Source organism: Tropicimonas isoalkanivorans (genome assembly GCF_900112335.1).
GTDB lineage: Bacteria > Pseudomonadota > Alphaproteobacteria > Rhodobacterales > Rhodobacteraceae > Tropicimonas > Tropicimonas isoalkanivorans.
The window spans coordinates 18,380-40,941 of sequence record NZ_FOLG01000010.1 but is presented as its reverse complement, the minus strand read 5'-3'; the positions used below and the strand labels follow the sequence as shown (position 1 = coordinate 40,941).

The window sequence follows — 22,562 nt, the reverse complement described above, 5'->3', positions numbered from 1 at the left end:
GGTTGGATTCCGCTGGGGACGATCTTCGGTTAGCGCTAAACTTGCGTGGCCGAAACCCGAGAATGCCCCCTATAGGCGGGAAGTGCCGGTCGCCCGCCAAAATTTGGGCGGGCGGCCGGGAGTTGCGTCACAGAGAGGCGTCGAGTGCAGCGACGATGGCGTCGCCCATCTCGGAGGTGGACACGGGCGTGCCACCTTCGGCCTGCATGAGGTCCGCGGTGCGCTTGCCGTCGGCGAGAACCGACTCGACCGCCTTCTCCAGCCGGTCGGCCTCTGCGCCTTCGTCGAAGGAATAGCGCAGCGCCATGGCGAAGCTCAGGATGCAGGCGATCGGGTTGGCCTTGCCCTGGCCTGCGATGTCGGGCGCGGAGCCGTGCACCGGTTCGTAGAGCGCCTTGGGCCGGCCGTTGGCCATGGGTGCGCCGAGGCTGGCCGAGGGCAGCATTCCGAGCGAGCCGGTCAGCATGGCGGCCACGTCAGACAGCAGGTCTCCGAAGAGGTTGTCCGTCACGATCACGTCGAACTGCTTGGGCCAGCGGCAGAGCTGCATGCCACCGGCGTCGGCGTACATGTGGCTGAGCTCGACATCGGGATATTCCTCGTCGTGCACCTTCTGGACCACCTCGCGCCAGAGGACGCCGGATTCCATCACGTTGGCCTTTTCCATGGAGCAGACCTTGTTGCCCCGCCGCTTCGCCAGTTCGAAAGCGGAACGCGCCACCCGGGCGATCTCGCTTTCGGTGTAGCGCTGCGTGTTGATCCCGACGCGTTCGTTACCCTCTGTGAAGATCCCGCGCGGTTCTCCGAAATAGCTGCCGGAGGTCAGTTCGCGCACGATCATGATATCGAGCCCCGCCACCACGTCGCGCTTGAGCGACGAGAAATCGGCCAGCGCGTCGAAGCACTGCGCGGGGCGCAGGTTGGCGTAGAGGTCCATCTCCTTGCGCAGGCGCAGCAGGCCCCGTTCGGGCTTGAGGCTAAAGTCCAGCACGTCGTACTTCGGTCCGCCGACCGCACCGAGGAGCACGGCATCGGCTTGCTGCGCTTTCTCCATGGTTTCGTCGGAGAGAGGCGCCCCGTGCGCGTCGTAGGCCGCCCCGCCCACCAGATCCTCGGTGACGTCGAAGGCAAGATCGCGCTTGGCGCCGAACCAGTCGATGATCTTGCGAACCTCGGTCATGACCTCGGGCCCGATGCCGTCGCCCGGAAGGATCAGAAGGGAAGGGGTGCTCATGGTGTTGGGTCCTCGCGATGGGTATCGCAGCCGACCTACTCGCGTGCAGCGAAACGGTCAAGGAGCCCGCCCGCCGGGGCAGGGGGCCGGAATATGCATGGAGTTCGGCCCGGGCGGCTGGTCCTGCCGGGGGCTCTATTGCGGCCCGGGGTGGGCTAAGGCGTCGGTTCCACGTCGACCCAGACCAGACGGTGCGGCGACGCCGCCGCCGCCTCTGCTCCGGCAGGGCCTTCGGGCCAGTGCACGCCCGAGCCGCGCACCATCAGCGAGCGCGCGGGCAGCACGTAGTCGACCCTCAGGTTGCCGGGGCCGTCGTCGTCCGGCTCCGGCCAGTCAGCGGTGTCGAGCGCGGGGTCGCCTGTCTGGCCGACGGTGGCCGCTGCTGCCCCGCCACTGCTTCTCGGCAGAGGATCCTGAAGACGGGGGTCCGCCAACAATCCGCGGATCGCGTCGGGCAGGCCGCCGCCGTCATCCGGGTCGAGGTTGGCATTGCCGAGGATGAGGAAGTCCGCCGGAGGCGCCACGCCGAGCGCGCCATCGAGATACCTCTGCCACAGGGCGATCTCGTCGGCGTTGCGCAGGCCGTTCCTGTCCTCCGGGCCGTCGAACACCGGCGGTGTGGCAGCGAAGGCCAAAAGGTGAAGCCGTGTCCCATCCGGCAGTTCGACGGGCACATCCCAGTGTCCGGTGGAGGACAGCCGCTGAACGTTCTGCGCCGGCTCCGAGGGGAAGGGCCGGCCGTTGGCGCGTGGGAGCCGGGCGCCGGGCAGATCCTTCCACAGAAGAGAGGAGAAATCCTGCACGTCCTCCTCGTCGATCGGCCAGCGGCTCAGGAGCGCCATGGCGCCATCGCCTGCGAACCTGCCATACCCCTGGGCGTCCCGCGGCTCCCCGGTGCGGCCATTGCCGTCCAGATCGAGCCCCGACGCCAGCCCCGCGTTGGACCGCAGGCTGAACAGGTAGGGGTAGCGCAGGCCCGCCGCGTCGAGCCGCTCTGCCAGGGCGCTCAGAGCGGCGTTTCCAAGATCATGGTCGAAATCGGTCAGAAGGAGAATGTCGGGATGAACCTCCGCGATGACGCCGACGACGGCATCAACCTGCGCATTCTCACCTCGCAGGATATCCCGCAGCAGCAGCCCCGGCCCACGGCGTGAGAGGTCGGCCGAGAAGGTCGCCACTCGAACGGGCGCCGCCTGCACAGGTAGGACCGCGGCGGCAAGGACCAGCGCGATGGCAAGGATCAGGGGGTGACGAGGTCGCCGTTGCTTTCGTCGCCGTTGCCCTCCGTGGGGGCGGTGCGGCGGCGCATTTCCACGATCATGTCGGCCACGCGCGACATGGCGATGCCGCGCATGAACAGGCTCAGCGGCAGGAATGCCCATAGGGATACCATCCAGATCATCGTCTGCGGTTCCTCGACCACGGCGTTTCCGAACAGTTCCGTAGCGGCCTTACCGATAGCGGGGATCATGAAGGGCAGCAGGAAGCCGAGGGCGAGGTTGACGCGGGCGTCGCGGTTCAGCCGGTCCACCACGTCCCCGCCCGCCGTGGGATCGAACGTCGGCAGGTTGATCCAGACGTTGAACGCCCCCGAGTGGGACGGCCAGTCGTTCAGCTTCAGGATCAGGTAGAAGAATGTGATCGCCAGCAGGCCGATGAGGTAGGCCATGCCGGACGCCGTTCGGACTTGTGCCATCTCCATCGCGGTTGCGGTGTCAGGCAAGCTCAGCAGGACCAGGCGCACGGGGCTGTACGGGAAGTCGAGCGCATAGCCCACGATGCCGCCCACCGCCTGCATGAACATGGTCAGCCCGTTGGGCAGCACCGCCCCGCGCGCCAGAACGGACAGGAAGAAAACCGTCAGGAACAGCGACATGAAGCGAATGCGGTTGAAGGGCGGCGCATCGCGAAATTCGATCAGACTGGGGTAGGTCGAGGCATATTCGACGAAGGTCAGCAGCGCGCAGGCCAGCCCGAAAAGCACGACGATCTCTGACGTATCGGTGCTGACAGTCGGCAGCAGCAAGGATGGCGTTGCCACCAGAACCGCCACGAGGACTGCGCGCACGGCTGCGCCTGTCAACTTCGTCAGCACTACCCGTTTCCTTCATCCCGTCCGGCAGCGATGCATGGCCGTTGCCTGGTCCCGGCCAAAGTACGCCGGTTGTGACGGGAATTCGCCCTAAGTTTCGTCAATTTCTGCCTTTTTCGGATACAGCCGGCAAGGTTGAGATTTGATTAACGGAATCAATCGGGCAGATTTGCGAGGAAACTGGTGCGGCTTTGCATCAAAGGTGTGGCAAAAAAAAGCCGCCCTAGCGGGCGGCTCCAGATCTTGTGATAGGGGCGGAGTCAGACCCAAGGTCGTGACTGCGCAGCGCGATCTTCGAAGGTGTCGATGGCCGCAGCTTTCTCCAACGTCAAGCTGATGTCATCAAGGCCGTTCAGAAGGCAGTGCTTCTTGAATGAGTCGATTTCGAACGAAATGGAGCCGCCATCCGGGCCGGTGATCGTCTGGTTTTCAAGGTCCACGGTGATAATGGCGTTGGCCCCGCGTTCCGCGTCGTCCATCAGCTTGTCCACGTCTTCCTGCGGCAGGACGATCGGCAGGATGCCGTTCTTGAAGCAGTTGTTGTAGAAGATGTCGGCGAAGCTCGGCGCGATCACGCAACGGATGCCGAAGTCCTTGATCGCCCAAGGCGCATGCTCGCGCGAGGAGCCGCAGCCGAAGTTGTCGCCGGCCACCAGGATCTCTGCGTTGCGGTAGGCGGGCTTGTTCAGGACGAAGTCGGGGTTCTCGTTCCCGTCCGTGTCGTAGCGCATCTCGTCGAACAGGTTCACACCGAGGCCGGACCGCTTGATCGTCTTCAGGAACTGCTTGGGAATGATCATGTCGGTGTCGACGTTGATCAGCGGCAGCGGGGCGGCAATTCCGGTCAGCGTGGTGAATTTGTCCATGGCGTCGGGCTCCTGAAAGAGGTTGAGGCGAGATAACGCAGCCGGTCAGGCGGGGCAAGCGCCGCGGCGGCTACATCCGTTCGTGATAGGCGCGCAAAAAGAAAGCCAGTACGGCCAGGGCGAGGCCGTTGAAGAGCAGTTCGATACCCAGAAGGATGCCGAGAAGCTTGGCCGACGCCTGCTCGAAATTGGCGAAGATGTAGCCCGCCAGCAGGATCGAGAGCGCGCCCGAAAACAGCATCATCCAGTAGTACCGCGTCCGGCGCATCCGGAAGGCCCAGAACAGGCGGAGGGTCCCAGCGGCGGCGATCAGCAGCGTGATCACGGCCGTCAGGGACATCATGCCGTCCATCGGGTTGCTGACGAAGGACACGCCGAGCACCGTCACCAGCAAACCGAGGAGGACGGAGATCACCTTGTTCAGGGGTCCGTCGTCTCGGATGCCCACACCGACCTGGATCATCCCGGCCATGATGAGCATCGAGCCTGTCACGACGGTGATGCCAATGGAGACGGCCACCGCATTGGCCAACGCCAGCCCGCCGAAAAGTGCCGACATGCAGCCAAGGAGAAGCCACCTGGCCCATTCGCTCATGCCGACACCCCCCGAATACCCCAATGAAAGTCAAGACTCCGAATGTCTTGGACTCTACATCAGGTTGCGGACGTCTGTCAGCCTTCCTGTGATCGCAGCGGCCGCGGCCATTGCCGGGCTCATCAGGTGCGTGCGGCCCTTGAATCCCTGGCGCCCCTCGAAGTTTCGGTTGGAGGTGGAGGCGCAGCGTTCTTCCGGTGCGAGCTGGTCGGGGTTCATCGCTAGGCACATGGAGCACCCCGCCATGCGCCACTCGAACCCGGCGTCCTGAAAGATCTCGGCCAACCCTTCTTCCTCGGCCTGCATCCGGACAAGGCCGGAGCCCGGCACAACCATGCCACGCACGCCGGGGGCGATGTGCTTGCCCTTCAGGATGGCGGCGGCGGCGCGCAGGTCCTCGATCCGGCCGTTGGTGCAGGAGCCGATGAAGACCGCGTCGATGGGGATCTCGGACAGCGGGGTGCCCGGCTTCAGGCCCATGTATTCCAGCGACCGGCGCGCGGCGTCGACCTTGCCACCCTTGAAGTCCTCCGGTGCGGGAACGGTCTCGGTGATCGGCAGGACGTCTTCGGGGGAGGTGCCCCAGGTGACGACCGGGGCAATGTCTTCGCCACGGATCGTGACGACCTTGTCGAAATGAGCGCCCTCGTCGGTCTTCAGCGTTTTCCACCAGTTCAGGGCGGCTTCCCACTGCGCGCCCTTCGGCGCATGGGGGCGACCCATGACGTACTCGAAGGTGGTTTCGTCCGGCGCGATAAGGCCCGCGCGGGCGCCGCCCTCGATCGCCATGTTGCAAACGGTCATCCGGCCTTCCATGGACAGCGCTCGGATCGCCTCCCCGCAGTACTCGATCACGTGGCCATTGCCGCCGGCGGTCCCGGTCTTGCCGATGACCGCAAGCGTGATGTCCTTGGCGGTGACGCCGGGGCGGAGTTGCCCGGTGATCTCGACCTTCATGTTCTTGGATTTCTTCTGGATCAGCGTCTGGGTGGCCAGCACGTGCTCCACTTCGGAGGTGCCGATGCCGTGCGCCAGCGCGCCGAAGGCCCCGTGGGTCGCGGTGTGGCTATCGCCACAGACCACGGTCATGCCCGGCAGCGTCCAGCCCTGTTCAGGACCCACGATATGCACGATCCCCTGGCGGATGTCGCTGACCGGGTAGTAGTTGATGCCGAAGTCCTTGGCGTTGGAGTCCAGCGCCTCCACCTGGATGCGGCTTTCCTCGTTGTCTATGCCCTTGGCGCGGTCCGTCGTGGTCGGCACGTTATGGTCGGGCACCGCGATGGTCTTCTCCGGCGCGCGCACCTGACGGCCGGCCATGCGCAGGCCCTCGAACGCCTGCGGGCTGGTCACTTCGTGGACGAGGTGGCGGTCGATGTAGAGCAGGCAGGTTCCGTCCTCAGCCTCGTGGACGACATGGGCGTCCCAGATCTTGTCATAGAGAGTCTTGGCGGCGGTCATTCGGAGGTCTCCCGTTCGGAGTAAGTGATGTGGACATGGGAACTCGGGCGCCGCGTATAACGCGGCGGGCGCTCATGGCTGCGCGGTGACACGGCACTGAAGGCCGTGAAAGCGCCAAGGCAGGCGCGCGTGGTCATCCATGTCGACAGTCTTTGCCATGTGCCGTCAGGTACAATCACTTGGCCGTCGCCGCAAGGGCTTGGGCATTGCACGCGCGGTGATTTGCAGGCAATTCTGCCGCATGGAGCAGGACATTCAGGCCTTCCTCACCGAGCTGCAGACCTTGGTGAACCAACTCGAACTCTCTGCCCGGCTTATGTTTCTGCCCACGAGGCAGATACAGCTCATTCTCATCGCTATCATGATCGCGCTGTCATTCCTGGCGCGCTGGTTGTGGTCGGAACGCATTCGCGACTGGATTCGCGGTCTGGAGGGCCGCAGCAAAGGGCAGCTCCGATTCCTGGTGATGTTGCAGCGGCGGATCGCGCTGATCACGTTCGTGCTCCTGTGCTGGACGACGATTTTCGTGATGCGGCAGGTCATGGGGCTGTTCCCCTCGCGCAGCTACATCCTGGTGGTGGTCGGCACCATCGCACTCGCCTGGCTGGTGATCGGGTTCGCAACGAAGTTGATCCGCAACCCCCTGGTCCGCCGGTTCGTGAACTGGAGCGCCTGGATCTATGTCACGCTCTACTTCGTCGGCCTTCTGGACGCGACCATGGGGCTTCTCGATTCCGTGGCGGTGGAGATCCAGAACTTTCGCCTTTCGCTGCTGAACATCCTTCAGGCGATCATCATTACCGGAACGATGGTCTTCCTGGCGCGCGTGCTGTCGAACGCGGCAAGCCAGCGAATCCGCACCAGCGAAGACATCTCGCCCACCCTGGCTGTGCTGCTGACCAAGATCCTGCAGGCAGTGCTCTATGTTTCCGCCATTTTCCTCGGCCTGCGGGCCGTGGGATTCGACCTGACGGGGCTCACGGTCCTGTCGGGCGCCATCGGCGTCGGCATCGGTTTCGGCTTGCAGAAGATTGTTTCCAACATTGTCTCCGGCATCATCATCCTGATGGACAAGTCGGTGAAGCCTGGGGACGTGATCTCGCTGGGCGAGACCTTCGGGTGGATCCAGTCGCTGGGCGCCAGATATGTTTCGGTCGTCACCCGGGACGGTCGCGAATACCTGATCCCGAACGAGGATCTGATCACCAGCCAGGTCGTCAACTGGACGCATACAGACGAACTCGTCCGGCTGGACATCCATTTCGGCGCCGCCTATTCGAGCGACCCCCACCTCGTTCGGAAGACCGCAATCGAGGCTGCCATGACCGTGAACCGCGTCTTCGCGCAGCGCCGGCCTGTTTGCCACATCACCAGCTTCGGCGACAGCTCGGTCGACTACGTCCTCCGGTTTTGGATCACCGATTCGACGAAGGGTCTGACCAACGTGCGCGGGGACGTCTATCTGGCGCTTTGGGATGCCTTCCAGGCCGCCGGAATCCAGATCCCGTTCCCGCAGCGAGAGGTGCGCATCCTGAAGGATTGAGTTGCAGGAGGGCAACGGCGTGCGGGCATACGGTCGCAGCCATTGATCGCGGCCTGTGGCGGCCTTTCTTCGTGTGTCGGAAATCGCGCTTTTGACGGACCTTCGCAGATGGGCAGGCTTTACAGAAACCTTCACTTCCTGATGATTTCGACGCTCCTGATGATGGCGGTTGGCGTCGCCCTCACGCGGGCGCCCGACGTGGTCGGCGCGCAGACGACAGTGTCAGACGGCGGCCTCGCGTCGGCGGGTATTGGCCACAGTCGGGCGGCCGCGGGCCTCTGACCCGCCTTTTTGCAAAGGAAAAATTCCCGCATCGTTGAGTGGTGGGGCAAGCGATGCTATCTATGGGGCATGTCCAGCGTCGGGACCCTGACGACGCGTCATCTGGAGGGCAATGTTCTGTCTCACCATGCGGAGGCCGCCACGCAAACGGCGGCAGGAGTGGCGCCTGTGAGTGCGCCGACCAAGTTCGACCAGGCCGGGAAGACACCGTCTGACGTGCTGCTCGAACGGATCCTTTTCTCTCTCGAAGAAGACCAGGCCGAGAACGTGGTCGTGATCGACCTGCGCGGCAAATCCGAGATGGCCGACCATATGGTCGTCTGCTCGGGGCGCTCGTCGCGTCAGGTGTCTTCGATCTCCGAGAAGCTCGTGGAACGGCTCAAGGAGGAACTGGGGGTGTACTCGAAGGTCGAGGGCAAGGATGCCGGCGACTGGGTGCTGATCGACGCGGGGGACGCGATCGTCCACGTCTTCCGCCCGGAAGTGCGCGAGTTCTATCAGCTCGAAAAGATGTGGCTGCCCCTGGGCGGATCCGGACAGGCGACGACGAAAGTCTGATGCGGGTGCAGATCGTGGCCGTTGGCCGCTTGCGGCCCGGCCCCGAGCTGTCGCTGATTTCGGACTATCTCCGGCGGGCGGAACGTACTGGCCGTTCGCTGGGGATTTCGGAGGTTTCCGTCATCGAGGTGGACGACCGGAAGGGCGGCGGGAAGGCCGCGGAGGCGGCGCTCATCGGCAAGGCGATTCCGAAGGGGGCGCAGACGGTGGCGCTGGATGAGCGGGGCCGGACGATGACGTCGCCGGACTTCGCGGCGCGGATCGGAGAGTGGCGCGACGGGGGCACCGGGGATCTGGCCTTCATGATCGGCGGCGCCGACGGGCTGGACCCCGCGCTGGTCGCGGACTCGGATTTCAAGCTTTCCTTCGGACGGATGGTCTGGCCGCACATGCTGGCCCGGGTAATGCTGGCTGAGCAGCTGTATCGGGCGACGGCGATTCTGGCGGGCACGCCCTATCACAGGGAATGAGCCGCCGCTGCGTCTCACGTGTGGGACGGGTTTCCAATCCAATGAAATCAATGCGTTGATGGGCCATTTTAACCATCTGTCAACCCTTTCCCAAGAGTGTCTTCGCCGCTGCAGCGCGCCCCTTGGCGGGTTTGCACGGGTGCCACCCGAGCCTCGACGACGCCTGAGCCGTAGCCACGCCAGGGGCGCGATTACTCGGCCGATAAACCGGGGGCCATGCATGTCCACCCTACGCCATGCACCGTGGGCAGGCGCGACTTGACGGCCCATGGGCGCTGTTTAGGTTCCATTCGGGCGCTAACGGTTCTAGGAAAGCGGCAACCAAGGAGACCTCCTCATGAGCATTCCCAAACCTGTCGTTCTTTGCATTCTCGATGGCTGGGGCATCGGCACGAAGCCCCCGAAGGAGGAAGGCAATTCGCCGGTTCTGGCCAAGACGCCCACCTTCGACAGCCTGATGGAAACCTGCCCGCACGCCACGCTCGTCACCTTCGGCAATGCCGTGGGCCTGCCCGAGGGGCAGATGGGCAACTCGGAGGTCGGGCACACGAACATCGGCGCCGGCCGCGTGGTCGCGATGGACCTCGGGCAGATCGACCTGGCAATCGAGGACGGCAGCTTTGCCAAGCGCGACGCGCTGCAGGCGTTCATCGCCAAGCTCAAGGAAACGGGCGGTACGGCGCACCTGTCCGGGCTGACCTCGCCCGGCGGCGTCCATTCGCATCAGGACCACATCCTCGAAGCCGCGAGGGTCATCGCCGCCGCGGGCGTTCCGGTGCAGATCCATGCCATCACCGACGGCCGCGATGTTGCGCCGAAGTCCGGTGCGGGGCAGGTGGGCAGCTTCGAGGATGCGCTGCCGGTGGGGGCCCATGTGGGCTCGCTCGTCGGGCGCTATTTCGCGATGGACCGCGACAACCGCTGGGAGCGTGTGCAGCAGGCCTTCGACCTGTTCGTGAGCGGCAAGGCCGAATTCGAGGCCGGCAGCGGGCGCGACGCCTGTGACAAGGCCTACGAGCGCGGCGAGACCGATGAGTTCATCAAGGCGACGAAGCTATCCGGCTACGTCCAGCCGAAGGACGGCGACGGCCTGCTGTTCTGCAACTTCCGGGCCGACCGCGCCCGCGAGATCCTGTCCGCCCTGGCCGATCCGGAGTTCGGCGCCTTCGACGCGTCAGCGCGTCCGAACTGGGGGTCCATCTGCGGGATGGTCGAGTATTCCGACCGTCATAACGAATTCATGGACGTGATCTTCCCGTCTCAGGACATCGTCAACACGCTGGGCGAATGGGTCTCCAAGAAGGGGCTGAAGCAGTTCCGGCTTGCGGAGACGGAGAAGTACCCGCACGTCACCTTCTTCCTCAACGGCGGGGTGGAGACGCCCTACGAGGGCGAGGATCGCTTCATGCCGAAGTCGCCCAAGGTGGCGACCTACGACTTGCAGCCGGAAATGTCGGCCCCGGAAGTGACGGAGAAGTTCGTGGAGGCGATCGAGAAGGGCTATGACCTGATCGTCACCAACTTCGCCAACCCCGACATGGTCGGTCACACCGGCATTCTGGAGGCGGCGATGGCGGCCTGCGAGGCGGTGGACACTGGTCTTGGCAAGGTCGTGGACGCGCTGAAGAAGGTAGGCGGCGCGATGATCGTGATCGCCGACCACGGCAACTGCGAGACGATGTTCGCCGAGGACGGCGGGCCGCACACCGCGCACACCACCAACCTCGTTCCGGTCATCCTCTTCAACGGCCCCGAAGGCGCGACGCTGCACGACGGCAAGCTCTGCGACGTTGCCCCGTCGATCCTCGAGCTCATGGGGCTGGAACAACCCGAGGAGATGACCGGGGTGAGCCTGATCGACAAATGATCCGGGCCGGTTGGCTGGCCGCATCGCTGTTCTGTCTCGCCGGGGCGGCCACGGCCGCAACCGACCCGGCGGTCCTTGCCCGGGAGGCGGCGGATCAGTTGCAGGCGGCGGCCGAGTCGCTCGACGCGGCGAAGGGCGCGCGCAGCCGGGTGCGGGCGCTGACCCGCACCGTGCAGGCCTACGAGGATGGTTTGGCCGCGTTGCGGGCCGGAATGCGGCTGGCGGCGCGGCAGGAGCGCATCCTGGACGAGCGCCTTGCGGCGCGCGACGCCGAAGTCTCGCGGCTTCTGGGGGCGCTGATCTCCATCGAACGCTCCCCGGCGCCGCTTCTGCTGCTGCACCCGTCGGGGCCCGTGGGCATGGCGCGCTCGGGCATGATGCTGCGCGATCTCACGCCCGAGGTTCAGGCGGAGGTCGAGCGGCTAAGCGCCGAGCTGGACGAGATCGCCGCGCTTGCCGCCGTGCAGGAGGAGGCGGGGGCGGCGCTCCGGCAGGGGTTGCAGGGGGCACAGGAGGCGCGGACGGCGCTGTCGCAGGCGATGGCCGCGCGCACGGATTTGCCCAAGCGGTTCACGGCCGATCCCGAGCGAATGCGCCGCCTGCTGGAGACCGCAGAGACGCTGGATGCCTTTGCCGCGGGTCTGGGGACGCTGGCCCTGTCGCCGGCGGAGAACGCCGATTTCGCCGCGTTGCGGGGGGTGTTGCCCTGGCCGGTGCAGGGTGTGCGGCTGCGCGGCTACCGCGAGCCGGACGCGGCGGGGATCGTGCGGCCGGGGGTGATCCTCGCGACGCGCCCCGGGGCGCTGGTCACCGCGCCGGCGGAGGCGACCATCCGCTACGTCGGGCCGTTGCTGGACTACGGAAACGTGATGATCCTTGAGCCGGCCAACGACACTCTTCTGGTGCTGGCCGGAATGGAAACGGTTTATGGTGAGGCCGGCGAGGTGGTGACCGCGGGCTTGCCACTGGGATTGATGGGCGGCACGCTGCCTGCAAACGGGGCGGACGGCGGGTCCGCGCAAGATGGTGGTGGTGCAGCCCGCGACGAAACGCTTTACATGGAGCTGAGACTGGGCGAGACCCCGGTGGATCCAGCGGAGTGGTTCACCGCGAAAGAGGACGGATGAGGAACGCATGAAGAAGTTCGTGATGGCCGCACTGGGCGGCGTGGTGGCAGGCACGGTGGCGACGACCCAGGTGGCCGGCCCGCTGGTTGCCCAGGAAGCCGAGAAGAACAGTTCGATCTACGAGCAGCTCGACCTGTTCGGAGACATCTTCGAGCGGATCCGCGCGCAGTACGTCGAAGAGGTCGACGAGCGGGAGCTGATCGAGTCCGCGATCAACGGGATGCTGACCTCGCTTGACCCGCATTCGAGCTACCTGTCGCCGGATGACGCGGACGATATGCGCGTGCAGACCCGGGGCGAGTTCGGCGGGCTCGGCATCGAGGTGACGCAGGAGGAGGGCTTCGTGAAGGTCGTCTCTCCCATCGACGACACCCCCGCCGCAGAGGCCGGCATCGAGGCGGGCGACTTCATCACCCACGTGGACGGCGAGAGCGTGCTTGGCCTGACCCTGGACGAGGCGGTGGACATGATGCGCGGCCCGGTCGGGTCCGAGATCATCATCACCGTGGTGCGCGAGGGCGTGGACGAGCCGTTCGACGTCACCATCGTCCGCGACACGATCAAGCTGACGGCCGTCCGTACCCGGACCGAGGGGGACTCGGTGGTGCTGCGGATCACGACCTTCAACGACCAGACCTTCCCCAACCTGGAGTCCGGCCTGAAGGAAGCCGTTGAGGAAATGGGCGGCATGGACGAGGTCAACGGCTTCGTGCTGGACCTGCGCAACAACCCGGGCGGGCTGCTGACGCAGGCGATCAAGGTGTCGGACGCCTTCCTCGACAAGGGCGAGATCGTCTCCACCCGGGGCCGCGACCCCAACGACGGCGACCGCTATAACGCCACCGAGGGCGATCTGGCGCTGGGCAAGCCGCTGGTGGTTCTGATCAACGGCGGCTCCGCGTCTGCCTCCGAAATCGTCGCCGGTGCGTTGCAGGACCACCGCCGGGCGATCGTTGTCGGCACCAAGAGCTTCGGCAAGGGATCGGTGCAGACGGTCATGCCGCTGAAGGGCGAGGGCGCGATGCGGCTGACCACGGCGCGCTACTACACGCCCTCCGGCCGCTCGATCCAAGCGCTGGGCGTCTCTCCGGATATCGTGGTGCAGCAGCCCTCCGTTCGCCCCAATGCGGAAGAGGAGGAGGACGACACCCCGGTGAACCGCTTCTCCCGCTCCGAAGCCGACCTGCGCGGCCGTCTCGATAACGACAGCCTGACCGAGGACGAGCGCCGGCAGATCGAGCAGGAGCGCGAGAAGGCCGAGGAGGCCGCCGCGCTGCGCGACGAGGACTACCAGCTTGCCTACGCGATCGACATCCTCAAGGGCCTGTCGGCGTTCGACCCCGACGAGTGACCGGGGCTTCCCGGGCAGGGCAGGTTTCGCAAGGGCGGCTTCGGCCGCCCTTTCTGCGATCGGAGCTTGCACAGGCGGGTCCGGCCTCCGATAAGGTCGCCATGACCTGCGATCCCTCCACACTTCCCTACCGCCCCTGTGTGGGCGTCATGCTCGTCAATGGCGACGGGTGCGTCTTCGTCGGCCAGCGCAAGGACAGTGACTTGCCCGCCTGGCAGATGCCCCAGGGTGGCATCGACACGGGCGAATCCCCGCGCGACGCCGCCTTGCGCGAGCTGTGGGAGGAAACCGGGGTGACGGCCGATCTGGTCACGCTGGTGGACGAAACCGAGGACTGGCTGCGGTACGACCTGCCCGCGGATCTCGTCGGCAAGGTCTGGAAGGGGAAGTACCGTGGGCAGAAGCAAAAGTGGATGCTGATGCGCTTCCTGGGCTCCGACGAACAGGTGAGGATCGACACGGAGCACCCGGAATTCTCGACCTGGCGCTGGCTGCCTCCGGACGAGCTCGTTGCGAATATCGTGCCCTTCAAGCGCGCGGTTTACACCTCCGTCCTGGAGGCGTTTGCCGACCATCTCTGAGCCTCTGGCGGGGAGAGGTGTGCGGGGACTCCACATGAGAACAAAACAAGAATAAAATGGGGCATGAGCGACTCGCGCCCCTTTTTCTTGTGTCCGAAAATATCCCCGCCGGAGGCACTTAAATCTCTGGCGCACCGGAAGTTTTTTTGCCTCCGGCGGGGATACTTGGAGACACAAGAAGACACAGGTCACGGGTAGGCGGCTGCCGTGGCCTTTGTCGAACTCTCCGCGACCTCCAATTTCACGTTTCTGACCGGCGCCTCGCACCCGGAAGAATACATGGAGCGGGCTGCGCTGGCCGGATTGGCCGGGCTGGCGGTGGCCGACGAGAATTCCGTGGCCGGGATCGTTCGGGCGCATACGCAGGCGCGCGAGATCGGGCGCCTGGTGGCCGAGCGGCGGGCGGCGGAGGCGGAGGTGGGGCTGATCGGCCCGCCACGGCCGCCCCATCTGCCCGCGCCGCCGTCGCCCGACATATACAACGTGCCCCGGCTGATCCCTGCCGCCAGGGTGGTGCTGGTGGACGGTTTCACCGTGACCGTGCTGCCGCGCGACCGCGCCGCCTGGGGGCGGCTCTGCCGGCTGATCTCGCTCGGGCGGCTCCGGGCGACGAAGGGCGCCTGTTCGCTGCGGCTGGAGGATTTGCTGGAGTGGGGGGAGGGCATGGAGCTGCTTGTCCACCCCGAGACGGCGCCACCTGTCGCACCGGTGCAGGGCGGCGCGGGCGAATGGGTGTCACGGGCGCGGCGGTTGACGCGCCGCTTCGGGGAGGCCGTGCACCTGCTGATGGCGCCGCGCTACGACGGGCAGGATCGGGCGCGCTTCGACCGGCTGGCCGCGCAGGCGGCGGGGCTGGGCATTGGCACCGTGGCCTCGGCGCACCCCCGCATGCACCACGGCCGCCGGCGGCAGTTGGCTGATGTTCTCACCGCCATCCGGACGGGTTGCCGGGTGGACCAGCTTGGCCGCGCGGCGCTTGCCAACGGCGAATGTCGGCTGCGGTCGGAGGGCGAGATGCGGCAGATCTTCGGCGCCCATGCCGGTGCGGTGGACCGGGCGGCAGAGGTGGCCGCGCGCTGCACCTTCAGCCTCGACGAGTTGCGCTACGAGTACCCGTCCGAGATCACGGGGGACGAGACCGCCGATGGGCGGCTGGAGCGGCTGGCCCGGGAGGGGTTGCGCTGGCGGTATCCCTCCGGCGCGCCGGACAAGGTGAAGGCGCTGCTGGAGCACGAGTTGCGGCTGATCGGGAAGCTCGGCTACGCTCCTTATTTCCTGACGGTCCACGACATTGTGGAGTTCGCCCGCTCCCGCAACATCCTCTGCCAGGGGCGCGGGTCGGCCGCCAACTCGGTCGTCTGCTACTGCCTTGGCGTCACGTCCGTTTCCCCCGAGATCGGCACCATGGTCTTCGAGCGTTTCGTCTCGGAGGCCCGGAACGAGCCGCCCGACATCGACGTGGATTTCGAGCACGAACGCCGCGAGGAGGTGATCCAGCACATCTACGACCGTTACGGCCGGCACAGGGCGGGGCTATGTGCGACGGTGATCCACTACCGCGGCAAGCGGGCGGTGCGGGAGGTGGGAACCGCGATGGGGCTGTCGCAGGATACGGTCGCGGCGCTTTCCAGCCAGATCTGGGGCTGGGGCTCCATGAGCGGGCTGGAAGATCAGCGGATGCGGGAGCTGGGTCTTGACCCCACGGACCGGCGGCTCGCTCAGACGATGAAGCTCATCGCCGAGATTCAGGGGTTTCCCCGGCACCTGTCGCAGCACGTCGGCGGGTTCATCGTGACGGAGGGCCGGCTGGACGAGCTTTGCCCGGTGGAGAACGCCACGATGGAGGAGCGCACCGTCATCCCCTGGGACAAGGACGACATCGACACGCTCGGCATTCTCAAGGTCGACATCCTCGCCCTGGGTATGCTCACGGTCATCCGCAAGGCCTTCGACCTGATCGAGCAGCACGAGGGCAGCGACTACACCCTCGCCACGGTGCCGCCGGAGGATCCGGCGGTCTACGACATGCTCTGCCGGGCCGACTCGCTCGGCGTCTTCCAGGTGGAGAGCCGGGCGCAGATGAACTTCCTGCCCCGGATGCGGCCGCGCTGTTTCTACGACCTGGTGATCGAGGTGGCGATCATCCGCCCCGGCCCGATCCAGGGCGACATGGTCCATCCGTACCTGCGGCGGCGCAATGGCGAGGAGGAGGTGCGCTTTCCCTCCGACGAGCTGGGCGCGGTGCTGGCCAAGACCCTCGGCGTGCCGCTTTTCCAGGAGCAGGCGATGCAGATCGCCATCGTGGGGGCGGGGTTCACACCGGAGGAGGCGGACCGGCTGCGCCGGGCGCTGGCGACGTTCAAGAAGCACGGCAACGTCAGCGAGTTCCACGACCGCTTCATGGCCGGCATGCGCGCCAGAGGCTACGACGAGGACTTCTCCGCCCGTTGCTTCAGCCAGATCGAGGGCTTCGGCTCCTACGGCTTCCCCGAGAGCCATGCCGCCAGCTTCGCGCTGCTGGTCTATGCCTCCGCCTGGCTCAAGCGGCACCACCCGGCGATCTTTGCCTGTGCGCTGCTGAACTCCCAGCCGATGGGCTTCTACGCGCCCGCGCAGATCGTCCGCGACGCGCGGGAGCACGGGGTGAAGGTTCTGCCGATCTGCATCAATTCCTCCTACTGGGACAATGTGATGGAGCCGGACGGGCGGGGCGGGTTGGCGCTGCGGCTGGGGTTCCGGCAGATCAAGGCGATGCGGCAGGAGGAGGCGGGCTGGATCGCGGGGGCGCGCGGCAACGGCTACCTGGCCGTCGAGGAGGTCTGGCGCCGCGCCGGGACGCCGCCGACCCTGCTGGAGGTGCTGGCGGAGGCGGACGCCTTTGCCTCCATGGGCCTTTCCCGGCGGGAGGCGCTGTGGGAGGCGCGCGCGCTCCGGGGGGCGCATCCCTTGCCGCTCTTTGCCGCCGGGCTGGAGGGGGAGGGGATCGTGGAGCCCGCCGCGCACTTGCCGGAAATGACGCTCGGCGAGCAGGTGGTGGAGGATTACGTCTCCATGCGGCTGACGCTCCGGGCGCATCCGCTGGCGCTGCTGCGGGCGCGGCTGACCCCGGGCCGGGTGCCGGACCTCGGTGCGGCAGAATCTGTTTCGGGCAGGCCAACCGGTTGATATACTGTCCGGCACGGATGCGATGCGCACGCCGGACCGGGACGGCCCTTGATCCATATCATTGGGTTCGCCCGCGGTGCGGGGCAGCCTTGCAGATATCAGTTACCGGGAGCGACACCACACCCCGAGTCCCATTGTCATGCTGGTGGAGAGGAGCACATGGCGAGCAAGACCAAGAAGGCGGAGAAGGCTTCGAAAAAGAAGAAAGCAGCCGTGGTGGAACACCACGAGAAGGTGCCCGAAGCCGCGGAGAACATCGAGCACACGCTGCGCAGGCTGAATGCCGAGAAGGAACGAAAACGCCAGGAAAACCCTGGGCTGTATCGGTAAATTCGGACACGGCACGAAAAAACGGGCGGCCAGACGGCCGCCCGCTTTCGTTGCCGAGTGCCGGGGGGAGGTCATTCGGCGGGAACGGCGAGGCCCCCATGGCCGCGGCCGAAGTGCTGCCGGTTCAGCCGGACGATGAGCGCGATCATGGCGAGTTGCAGGGCGACGGCGATGGCCGAGATGGCGAGGTAGACCAGCGAGTACTTGTCCACGATGCCGGAGGCAACCAAGCCCTTGTTCAGCCAGAACTGCAGCATCACGGACAGGGCCACGCCGGGGCAGACCAGTGCGTAGGAGCCCGGCGACGTTCCGGAACCGAAGACGAAATCACTCCAGTAGCCCTGACGGCGGAGAACCAGAAGGCCGAGGGCGAGGAAGACGATCTGCACGGTCAGCAGCCGGGTCAGGAAGACCAGCGTTTCGACCGGCGCCGAGTGGGCCTCGAACGTGACGTGCATGCCGTGGAACTGGCGCAGGAACATGATGCCCAGCACGGTCACGATCGGCACGACGATCATCAGCGTCGGCCCGGATTCTTTCGCGGTGCCGTGGTGCAGCATGGAGTTGAACGCGGTGATCGCGGCGACGACGGTATAGATGATCGCGGCGAAGCCGAAGAAGGTGGACCCGATCAGCGCGATGCCGGCGACGACGACGGTATGGCTCATGGCCGCCGGTGCGGCGAAACCCACGGCGACCATGGCGAGGGCGAAGGCTGGCAGAAGCTGCGCGAAGGAGTTGTTGGCCGTCACGTCGAACACGCCGCCCTTGGCCAGCACGCGGCCGAGGAAATCGCCGATGTAGCTCAGGGCCTGCAAACCGATCAGCAGGAAGGCGAGGAGGGCAAGCGGAAAGAGGTATTCCACGATGCTCCAGAGCTGCGGGACGAAGGCGAGACCGGCCACGAACAGGCCATTGACCGACATCGCCAGTGCCAGCGGCATGGCGAGGATGCTGGTTTCGGCGTTCGAGTTGCGCAGGACCTCGAAGGCTTCGGTGCGTCGGAAGCTCGAAAAGGCGCGCAGGTTCCAGATCAGGTATTTCAGGTTCAGGACGACGAAGACGGCGATGCCAAGCCAGGCGACGATGATGGCGGCCTGCTGCACCGCGCCGCCCGTGGTGAAGGCGGCCCAGATGTGCTCGAACGTCGGCACCGGAACGCCCGGATGCGGCACCCAGAAGAACAGGTACATGAAGAAGGACACCGCCATGCCGCCGGCGCCGAGCGAGGCGAGGAAATAGACCGGCGAATAGGTGTCAGCGGGGCGTGTGGGGGTGGACATGGGGCCCTCCATAAATTCACGTTATGGAATATGTTTGCCGCAGGACCGCTGGCAATGCAAGTAAATTTGAACCGTTCAGTTCAGTTTTGCGCGCGCGTGGCTGAGAGGCGTGCGGCCTTGGCTTGGAGGGATGGCGAGCGGGGACGCCCATCGGTCGCCATATATTGTGGATAATCGCTCGTTTGCGCCCATATGATGCGAAATCCTTGACTTCGCGTCACAGAATGGAAGACTTCCGGCACCCTTGCGACTCGAACGGAATCAGGCCACGTGCGCTTCACCCGCCTCCGCCTCAATGGCTTCAAGAGCTTCGTCGATCCCACCGATCTGGTGATCGCGGACGGGCTGACGGGCGTGGTCGGCCCCAATGGATGTGGCAAGTCGAACCTGCTGGAGGCCCTCCGCTGGGTGATGGGCGAGAGCCGCCCGACTGCGATGCGGGGCGGCGGCATGGAGGACGTGATCTTTGCCGGAGCGTCCACCCGGCCGGCGCGGAACTTCGCCGAGGTCTGCCTGAGCATCGACAACAGCGAGCGGCTGGCGCCCTCGGGCTTCAACGATCAGGACGTGCTGGAGATCGTGCGCCGCATCACCCGCGACGCGGGCTCGGCCTACAAGGCGAATGCGAAAGACGTGCGGGCGCGGGACGTGCAGATGCTGTTTGCCGACGCTTCCACCGGCAGCCAGTCTCCGGCGCTGGTGCGGCAGGGGCAGATCAGCGAGCTGATCAACGCGAAACCGAAGGCGCGCCGCCGCGTGCTGGAGGAGGCGGCCGGGATCTCCGGCCTCTACCAGCGCCGCCACGAGGCGGAGCTGAAGCTGAACGGCGCCGAGCAGAACCTCTCGCGGGTGGACGACGTGATCGAACAGCTCGCGACCCAACTGGGGCAACTGGCGCGGCAGGCGAAACAGGCCGCGCGGTATCGCAGCATCGGGGCGGATCTGCGCCACGCCGAGGGACTGTTGCTGTACCGCCGGTGGCGGGAAGCGATGGATGCGCTGGAGGCCGCCCAGGGCGAGCTGCGGGAGCGCACGACCGCCGCGGCGCGGGCCGAACGAACGGCGCTGGAAGCGGCGCGGGTGCGGGAGGCGGCTGACGCGGCCCTGCCGCCGCTGCGGGAGGAAGAGACGATCGCCGCCGCGGTCCTGCAACGCCTGCAGGTGGAACTGGGCGCGATCGGCGAGGAAGAAACCCGCGCCCAGGGCGCCATCGCCACGCTGGAGCGCCAGATCGCCCAGATGGGCAAGGACCTGGAGCGGGAAGCGGGGTTGAATCACGACGCCGGGGAGACCATCGCGCGCCTGGATGGCGAACGGTCCGAGCTGGCTGCGGCCAACGACGGCCATACGGAGAAGCTTGCCGCCGCGGTGGAGGCCGCGCGCATCGCCGCGTCCAACCTGCAGGGCCGGGAGACCGAGCTTGCGCAGCGCACCGAGGACGTCGCCCGCTTGTCGGCGCGGCACCAGTCCGCCGAACGCATGGAGAGCGACGCCGCGAAGGCACTGGTCCGCCACGAGGAGGAAGCGCGCAAGGCCGCCGCGACGGCGGCGCAGGCGCGCGGGGTTCTGGCCACGTCCGCCGAGGCTGCGGCGACGGCAGAGGCCGATCGGGGGAAGGCTGCTGCCGCCGCCGAGGCCGCCGAGACGGCCTTGGCCGACGCCGACGCGGCCCGGGCCGAATGCGCGGGCCGGGAAGCCGACGCGCGGGCGCAACGCTCCGCCGCGGAGGGCGAGGCGCAGGCGCTGCGTGCGGAGGTCGCCGCGCTGGCCCGGCTGGTGGAGCGCGACACTGGCGGCGGCGATCAGGTGATCGACCACCTGCGGGTGGATGCAGGCTACGAAAAGGCGCTCGGCGCCGCGTTGGCCGACGATCTGAAGGCGCCGGAGGTAGGGCAGGAGGCTGCGTCCGGCTGGGCGATGCTGGCGCCTTACGACGCGCCGCAGCCTTTACCTGCGGGTGCGGAGCCGCTCGCCGCCCGTATGGACGTGCCGGGCGTGCTCGGCCGCCGGATGGCGCAGGTGGGCGTGGTCGATCCGGCGGACGGCCCGCGCCTTCAGGCGGCCCTGAAGCCCGGCCAGCGCCTGGTGAGCCATGCGGGCGATCTCTGGCGGTGGGACGGCTTTCGTGTGAGCGCCGAGGACGCACCCTCCGCCGCCGCGCTCCGCCTGCAACAGCTTAACCGCCTGGTGGAACTCAAGCGCGATCTGGAGGAGGTGGCGGCGCGGGCCGAGGGGGCCGGGCAGGCGCATGACCTCCTGCACCAGCGCCTGAAGGATCTGACCGAGGCCGACCGCCGCGCCCGCGAGGCGCGCAAAAAGGCGGACACCGCGCTCGCGGAGTCCTCGCGCGCCCTGTCCCGGGCCGAAAACGACCGCGCGATGGCCGAGACCCGGCTGGAGGCGGCAGACCTCGCCGTCACCCGCCACGAGGAGGAAGCCGCAGCGGCCCGCCTCCGGGTGGAGGAGGCGCGTGCGGCCCGGGCGGAACTGCCGGATCTGGATGCCGCGCGCACGGAGATCGATGCGGCGCAGGCGGAAGTGGAGGGCTCCCGTCGCGACATGATGGCCGCGCGCGCCGCCCAGGACGAGCTGCGCCGTTTGGGCGAGGCGCGGGATCGCCGGATCAAGGAGATTGGGCGCGAGATCGACCGCTGGCAACAGCGTCTCGACACCGCCGAGGCCCGCACCCGCGATCTGGAAACGCGCAAGACCGCCGCCGAAGCCGACCTGGAAACCGCCCTCGCGGTGCCGGCGGAGATCGGCGCGCGCCGCGAGAAACTCAGCGAGGGCTTGCAGGCCGCCGAGACGCGCCGAAAGGCGGCCGCCGATGCCCTTGCGCGCGGCGAGACCGCGTTCCGGGAGGCCGAACGGGCCGAACGGGAAGCTGAGAAGGCCGCCAGTCACGCCCGGGAAAGCCGCGCCGCCGCCCAGGCCCGCGTCGAGGCCGCGCAGGAGACCCGGGACGTCGCGGCCAGTTGGGTGCGCGAGGAGTTGGAGACGACGCCGGAGGCCCTGCTCGAAAAACTCGACACCGACCCGGAGAAGATGCCGACCACCGAGGCCATCGAAGCCGACATCGCCCGCCTGCGCCGCGCCCGAGACGCACTGGGGGCGGTCAACCTGCGCGCCGACGAAGACGCGAAGGAGGTTTCGGCGGAGCATTCGGCGCTGGTGGAGGAGAAACAGGACCTCGAAGAGGCCATCCGAACCCTGCGCACTGGCATTGCCGGCCTCAACCGCGAGGGCCGTGAACGCCTGCTGACCGCCTTTGAAGATGTGAACAGCAATTTCCGCCTGCTTTTCACCCACCTCTTTGGCGGTGGCGAGGCCAAGCTGCAACTTGTCGAGAGCGACGACCCGCTGGAGGCGGGGCTGGAGATCATGTGCATGCCGCCGGGCAAGAAACTCTCCACCCTCTCCCTGCTCTCGGGCGGTGAACAGACGCTCACGGCTCTGGCGCTGATTTTCGCCGTCTTCCTTGCCAACCCCGCCCCGATCTGCGTGTTGGATGAGGTCGATGCGCCGCTGGACGACGCGAACGTCACCCGCTTCTGCGACCTGCTGGACGAGATGGTAAAGCGCGCGGACACCCGCTTCCTGATCATCACCCACCACGCCGTCACCATGAGCCGCATGGACCGGCTTTTCGGCGTGACGATGCAGGAACAGGGCGTCAGCCAACTCGTGTCTGTCGACCTCAAGAAAGCCGAAGCGCTGGTCGCCTGACCCTGCGGTGGCACGAGTTTGCCGATGGTGG

Annotated in this window: 18 protein-coding genes; 11 read left to right on the top strand and 7 right to left on the bottom strand. The window is 66.7% G+C overall.

What is annotated here, in order from left to right; all coding sequences use genetic code 11:
- Positions 1 to 127 precede the first annotated feature (127 nt).
- From leuB to leuC, 6 genes are all read right to left on the bottom strand, one after another.
- On the bottom strand, positions 128 to 1,234 hold the full coding sequence (gene leuB, locus BM075_RS15545; protein WP_093361624.1) for a 3-isopropylmalate dehydrogenase: 1,107 nt from the start codon (positions 1,232 to 1,234) through the stop codon (positions 128 to 130).
- Positions 1,235 to 1,389: 155 nt separating this feature from the next.
- Positions 1,390 to 2,412 (bottom strand): endonuclease/exonuclease/phosphatase family protein, encoded by a 1,023-nt coding sequence (locus BM075_RS15540; RefSeq protein ID WP_245758866.1) that lies wholly within the window; start codon positions 2,410 to 2,412, stop codon positions 1,390 to 1,392.
- Positions 2,413 to 2,474: 62 nt separating this feature from the next.
- The gene (locus BM075_RS15535) at positions 2,475 to 3,329 is read right to left on the bottom strand and encodes a hypothetical protein (protein WP_093361623.1); all 855 of its coding nucleotides are present in this window, start codon (positions 3,327 to 3,329) and stop codon (positions 2,475 to 2,477) included.
- Positions 3,330 to 3,586: 257 nt separating this feature from the next.
- The gene (gene leuD / locus BM075_RS15530) at positions 3,587 to 4,192 is read right to left on the bottom strand and encodes a 3-isopropylmalate dehydratase small subunit (RefSeq protein ID WP_093361622.1); all 606 of its coding nucleotides are present in this window, start codon (positions 4,190 to 4,192) and stop codon (positions 3,587 to 3,589) included.
- Positions 4,193 to 4,262: 70 nt separating this feature from the next.
- The gene (locus tag BM075_RS15525; protein WP_093361621.1) at positions 4,263 to 4,787 is read right to left on the bottom strand and encodes an HdeD family acid-resistance protein; all 525 of its coding nucleotides are present in this window, start codon (positions 4,785 to 4,787) and stop codon (positions 4,263 to 4,265) included.
- A 54-nt stretch (positions 4,788 to 4,841) separates the two neighbouring features.
- Complete coding sequence (leuC, locus tag BM075_RS15520) at positions 4,842 to 6,248, bottom strand: 3-isopropylmalate dehydratase large subunit (RefSeq protein WP_093361620.1); 1,407 nt, start codon at positions 6,246 to 6,248, stop codon at positions 4,842 to 4,844.
- 241 nt (positions 6,249 to 6,489) lie between these two features.
- Between leuC and BM075_RS15515 the strand changes: the two genes are divergently transcribed.
- The 10 genes from BM075_RS15515 to BM075_RS24470 all read left to right on the top strand — a co-directional run bounded on the left by BM075_RS15515 (position 6,490) and on the right by BM075_RS24470 (position 17,522).
- The gene (locus tag BM075_RS15515) at positions 6,490 to 7,791 is read left to right on the top strand and encodes a mechanosensitive ion channel family protein (protein WP_093361619.1); all 1,302 of its coding nucleotides are present in this window, start codon (positions 6,490 to 6,492) and stop codon (positions 7,789 to 7,791) included.
- A 108-nt stretch (positions 7,792 to 7,899) separates the two neighbouring features.
- Entirely contained in the window at positions 7,900 to 8,073 is a 174-nt protein-coding gene (locus tag BM075_RS24475; RefSeq protein WP_177208374.1) for a hypothetical protein, read from the top strand.
- A gap of 168 nt (positions 8,074 to 8,241) precedes the next feature.
- Complete coding sequence (gene rsfS / locus BM075_RS15510; RefSeq protein WP_342741254.1) at positions 8,242 to 8,631, top strand: ribosome silencing factor; 390 nt, start codon at positions 8,242 to 8,244, stop codon at positions 8,629 to 8,631.
- Entirely contained in the window at positions 8,631 to 9,101 is a 471-nt protein-coding gene (gene rlmH / locus BM075_RS15505) for a 23S rRNA (pseudouridine(1915)-N(3))-methyltransferase RlmH (RefSeq protein ID WP_093361617.1), read from the top strand. Before rsfS ends, rlmH begins: the two co-directional genes overlap by 1 nt.
- Before the next feature lie 337 nt (positions 9,102 to 9,438).
- Positions 9,439 to 10,968: a 2,3-bisphosphoglycerate-independent phosphoglycerate mutase gene (gpmI, locus tag BM075_RS15500; protein WP_093361616.1), complete on the top strand. Its 1,530-nt coding sequence runs from the start codon at positions 9,439 to 9,441 to the stop codon at positions 10,966 to 10,968.
- Complete coding sequence (locus tag BM075_RS15495; protein ID WP_093361615.1) at positions 10,965 to 12,095, top strand: murein hydrolase activator EnvC family protein; 1,131 nt, start codon at positions 10,965 to 10,967, stop codon at positions 12,093 to 12,095. Before gpmI ends, BM075_RS15495 begins: the two co-directional genes overlap by 4 nt.
- A 7-nt stretch (positions 12,096 to 12,102) precedes the next feature.
- Positions 12,103 to 13,446, top strand: coding sequence for a S41 family peptidase (locus tag BM075_RS15490; RefSeq protein ID WP_093361614.1), 1,344 nt, complete (start codon positions 12,103 to 12,105; stop codon positions 13,444 to 13,446).
- Positions 13,447 to 13,547: 101 nt separating this feature from the next.
- The gene (locus tag BM075_RS15485) at positions 13,548 to 14,027 is read left to right on the top strand and encodes an RNA pyrophosphohydrolase (RefSeq protein WP_093361613.1); all 480 of its coding nucleotides are present in this window, start codon (positions 13,548 to 13,550) and stop codon (positions 14,025 to 14,027) included.
- Positions 14,028 to 14,234: 207 nt separating this feature from the next.
- The gene (locus tag BM075_RS15480) at positions 14,235 to 17,192 is read left to right on the top strand and encodes an error-prone DNA polymerase (RefSeq protein ID WP_093361612.1); all 2,958 of its coding nucleotides are present in this window, start codon (positions 14,235 to 14,237) and stop codon (positions 17,190 to 17,192) included.
- Between the two features lie 159 nt (positions 17,193 to 17,351).
- On the top strand, positions 17,352 to 17,522 hold the full coding sequence (locus tag BM075_RS24470; RefSeq protein WP_177208373.1) for a hypothetical protein: 171 nt from the start codon (positions 17,352 to 17,354) through the stop codon (positions 17,520 to 17,522).
- 71 nt (positions 17,523 to 17,593) lie between these two features.
- On the opposite strand, the gene BM075_RS15475 is transcribed toward BM075_RS24470, so the two are convergent.
- On the bottom strand, positions 17,594 to 18,805 hold the full coding sequence (locus BM075_RS15475) for a TsoY family (seleno)protein (protein WP_093361611.1): 1,212 nt from the start codon (positions 18,803 to 18,805) through the stop codon (positions 17,594 to 17,596).
- A gap of 270 nt (positions 18,806 to 19,075) precedes the next feature.
- Here BM075_RS15475 and smc point away from each other — a divergent pair, with 270 nt between their 5' ends.
- The gene (gene smc / locus BM075_RS15470; RefSeq protein ID WP_093361610.1) at positions 19,076 to 22,531 is read left to right on the top strand and encodes a chromosome segregation protein SMC; all 3,456 of its coding nucleotides are present in this window, start codon (positions 19,076 to 19,078) and stop codon (positions 22,529 to 22,531) included.
- The last annotated feature ends 31 nt before the right edge of the window (positions 22,532 to 22,562 follow it).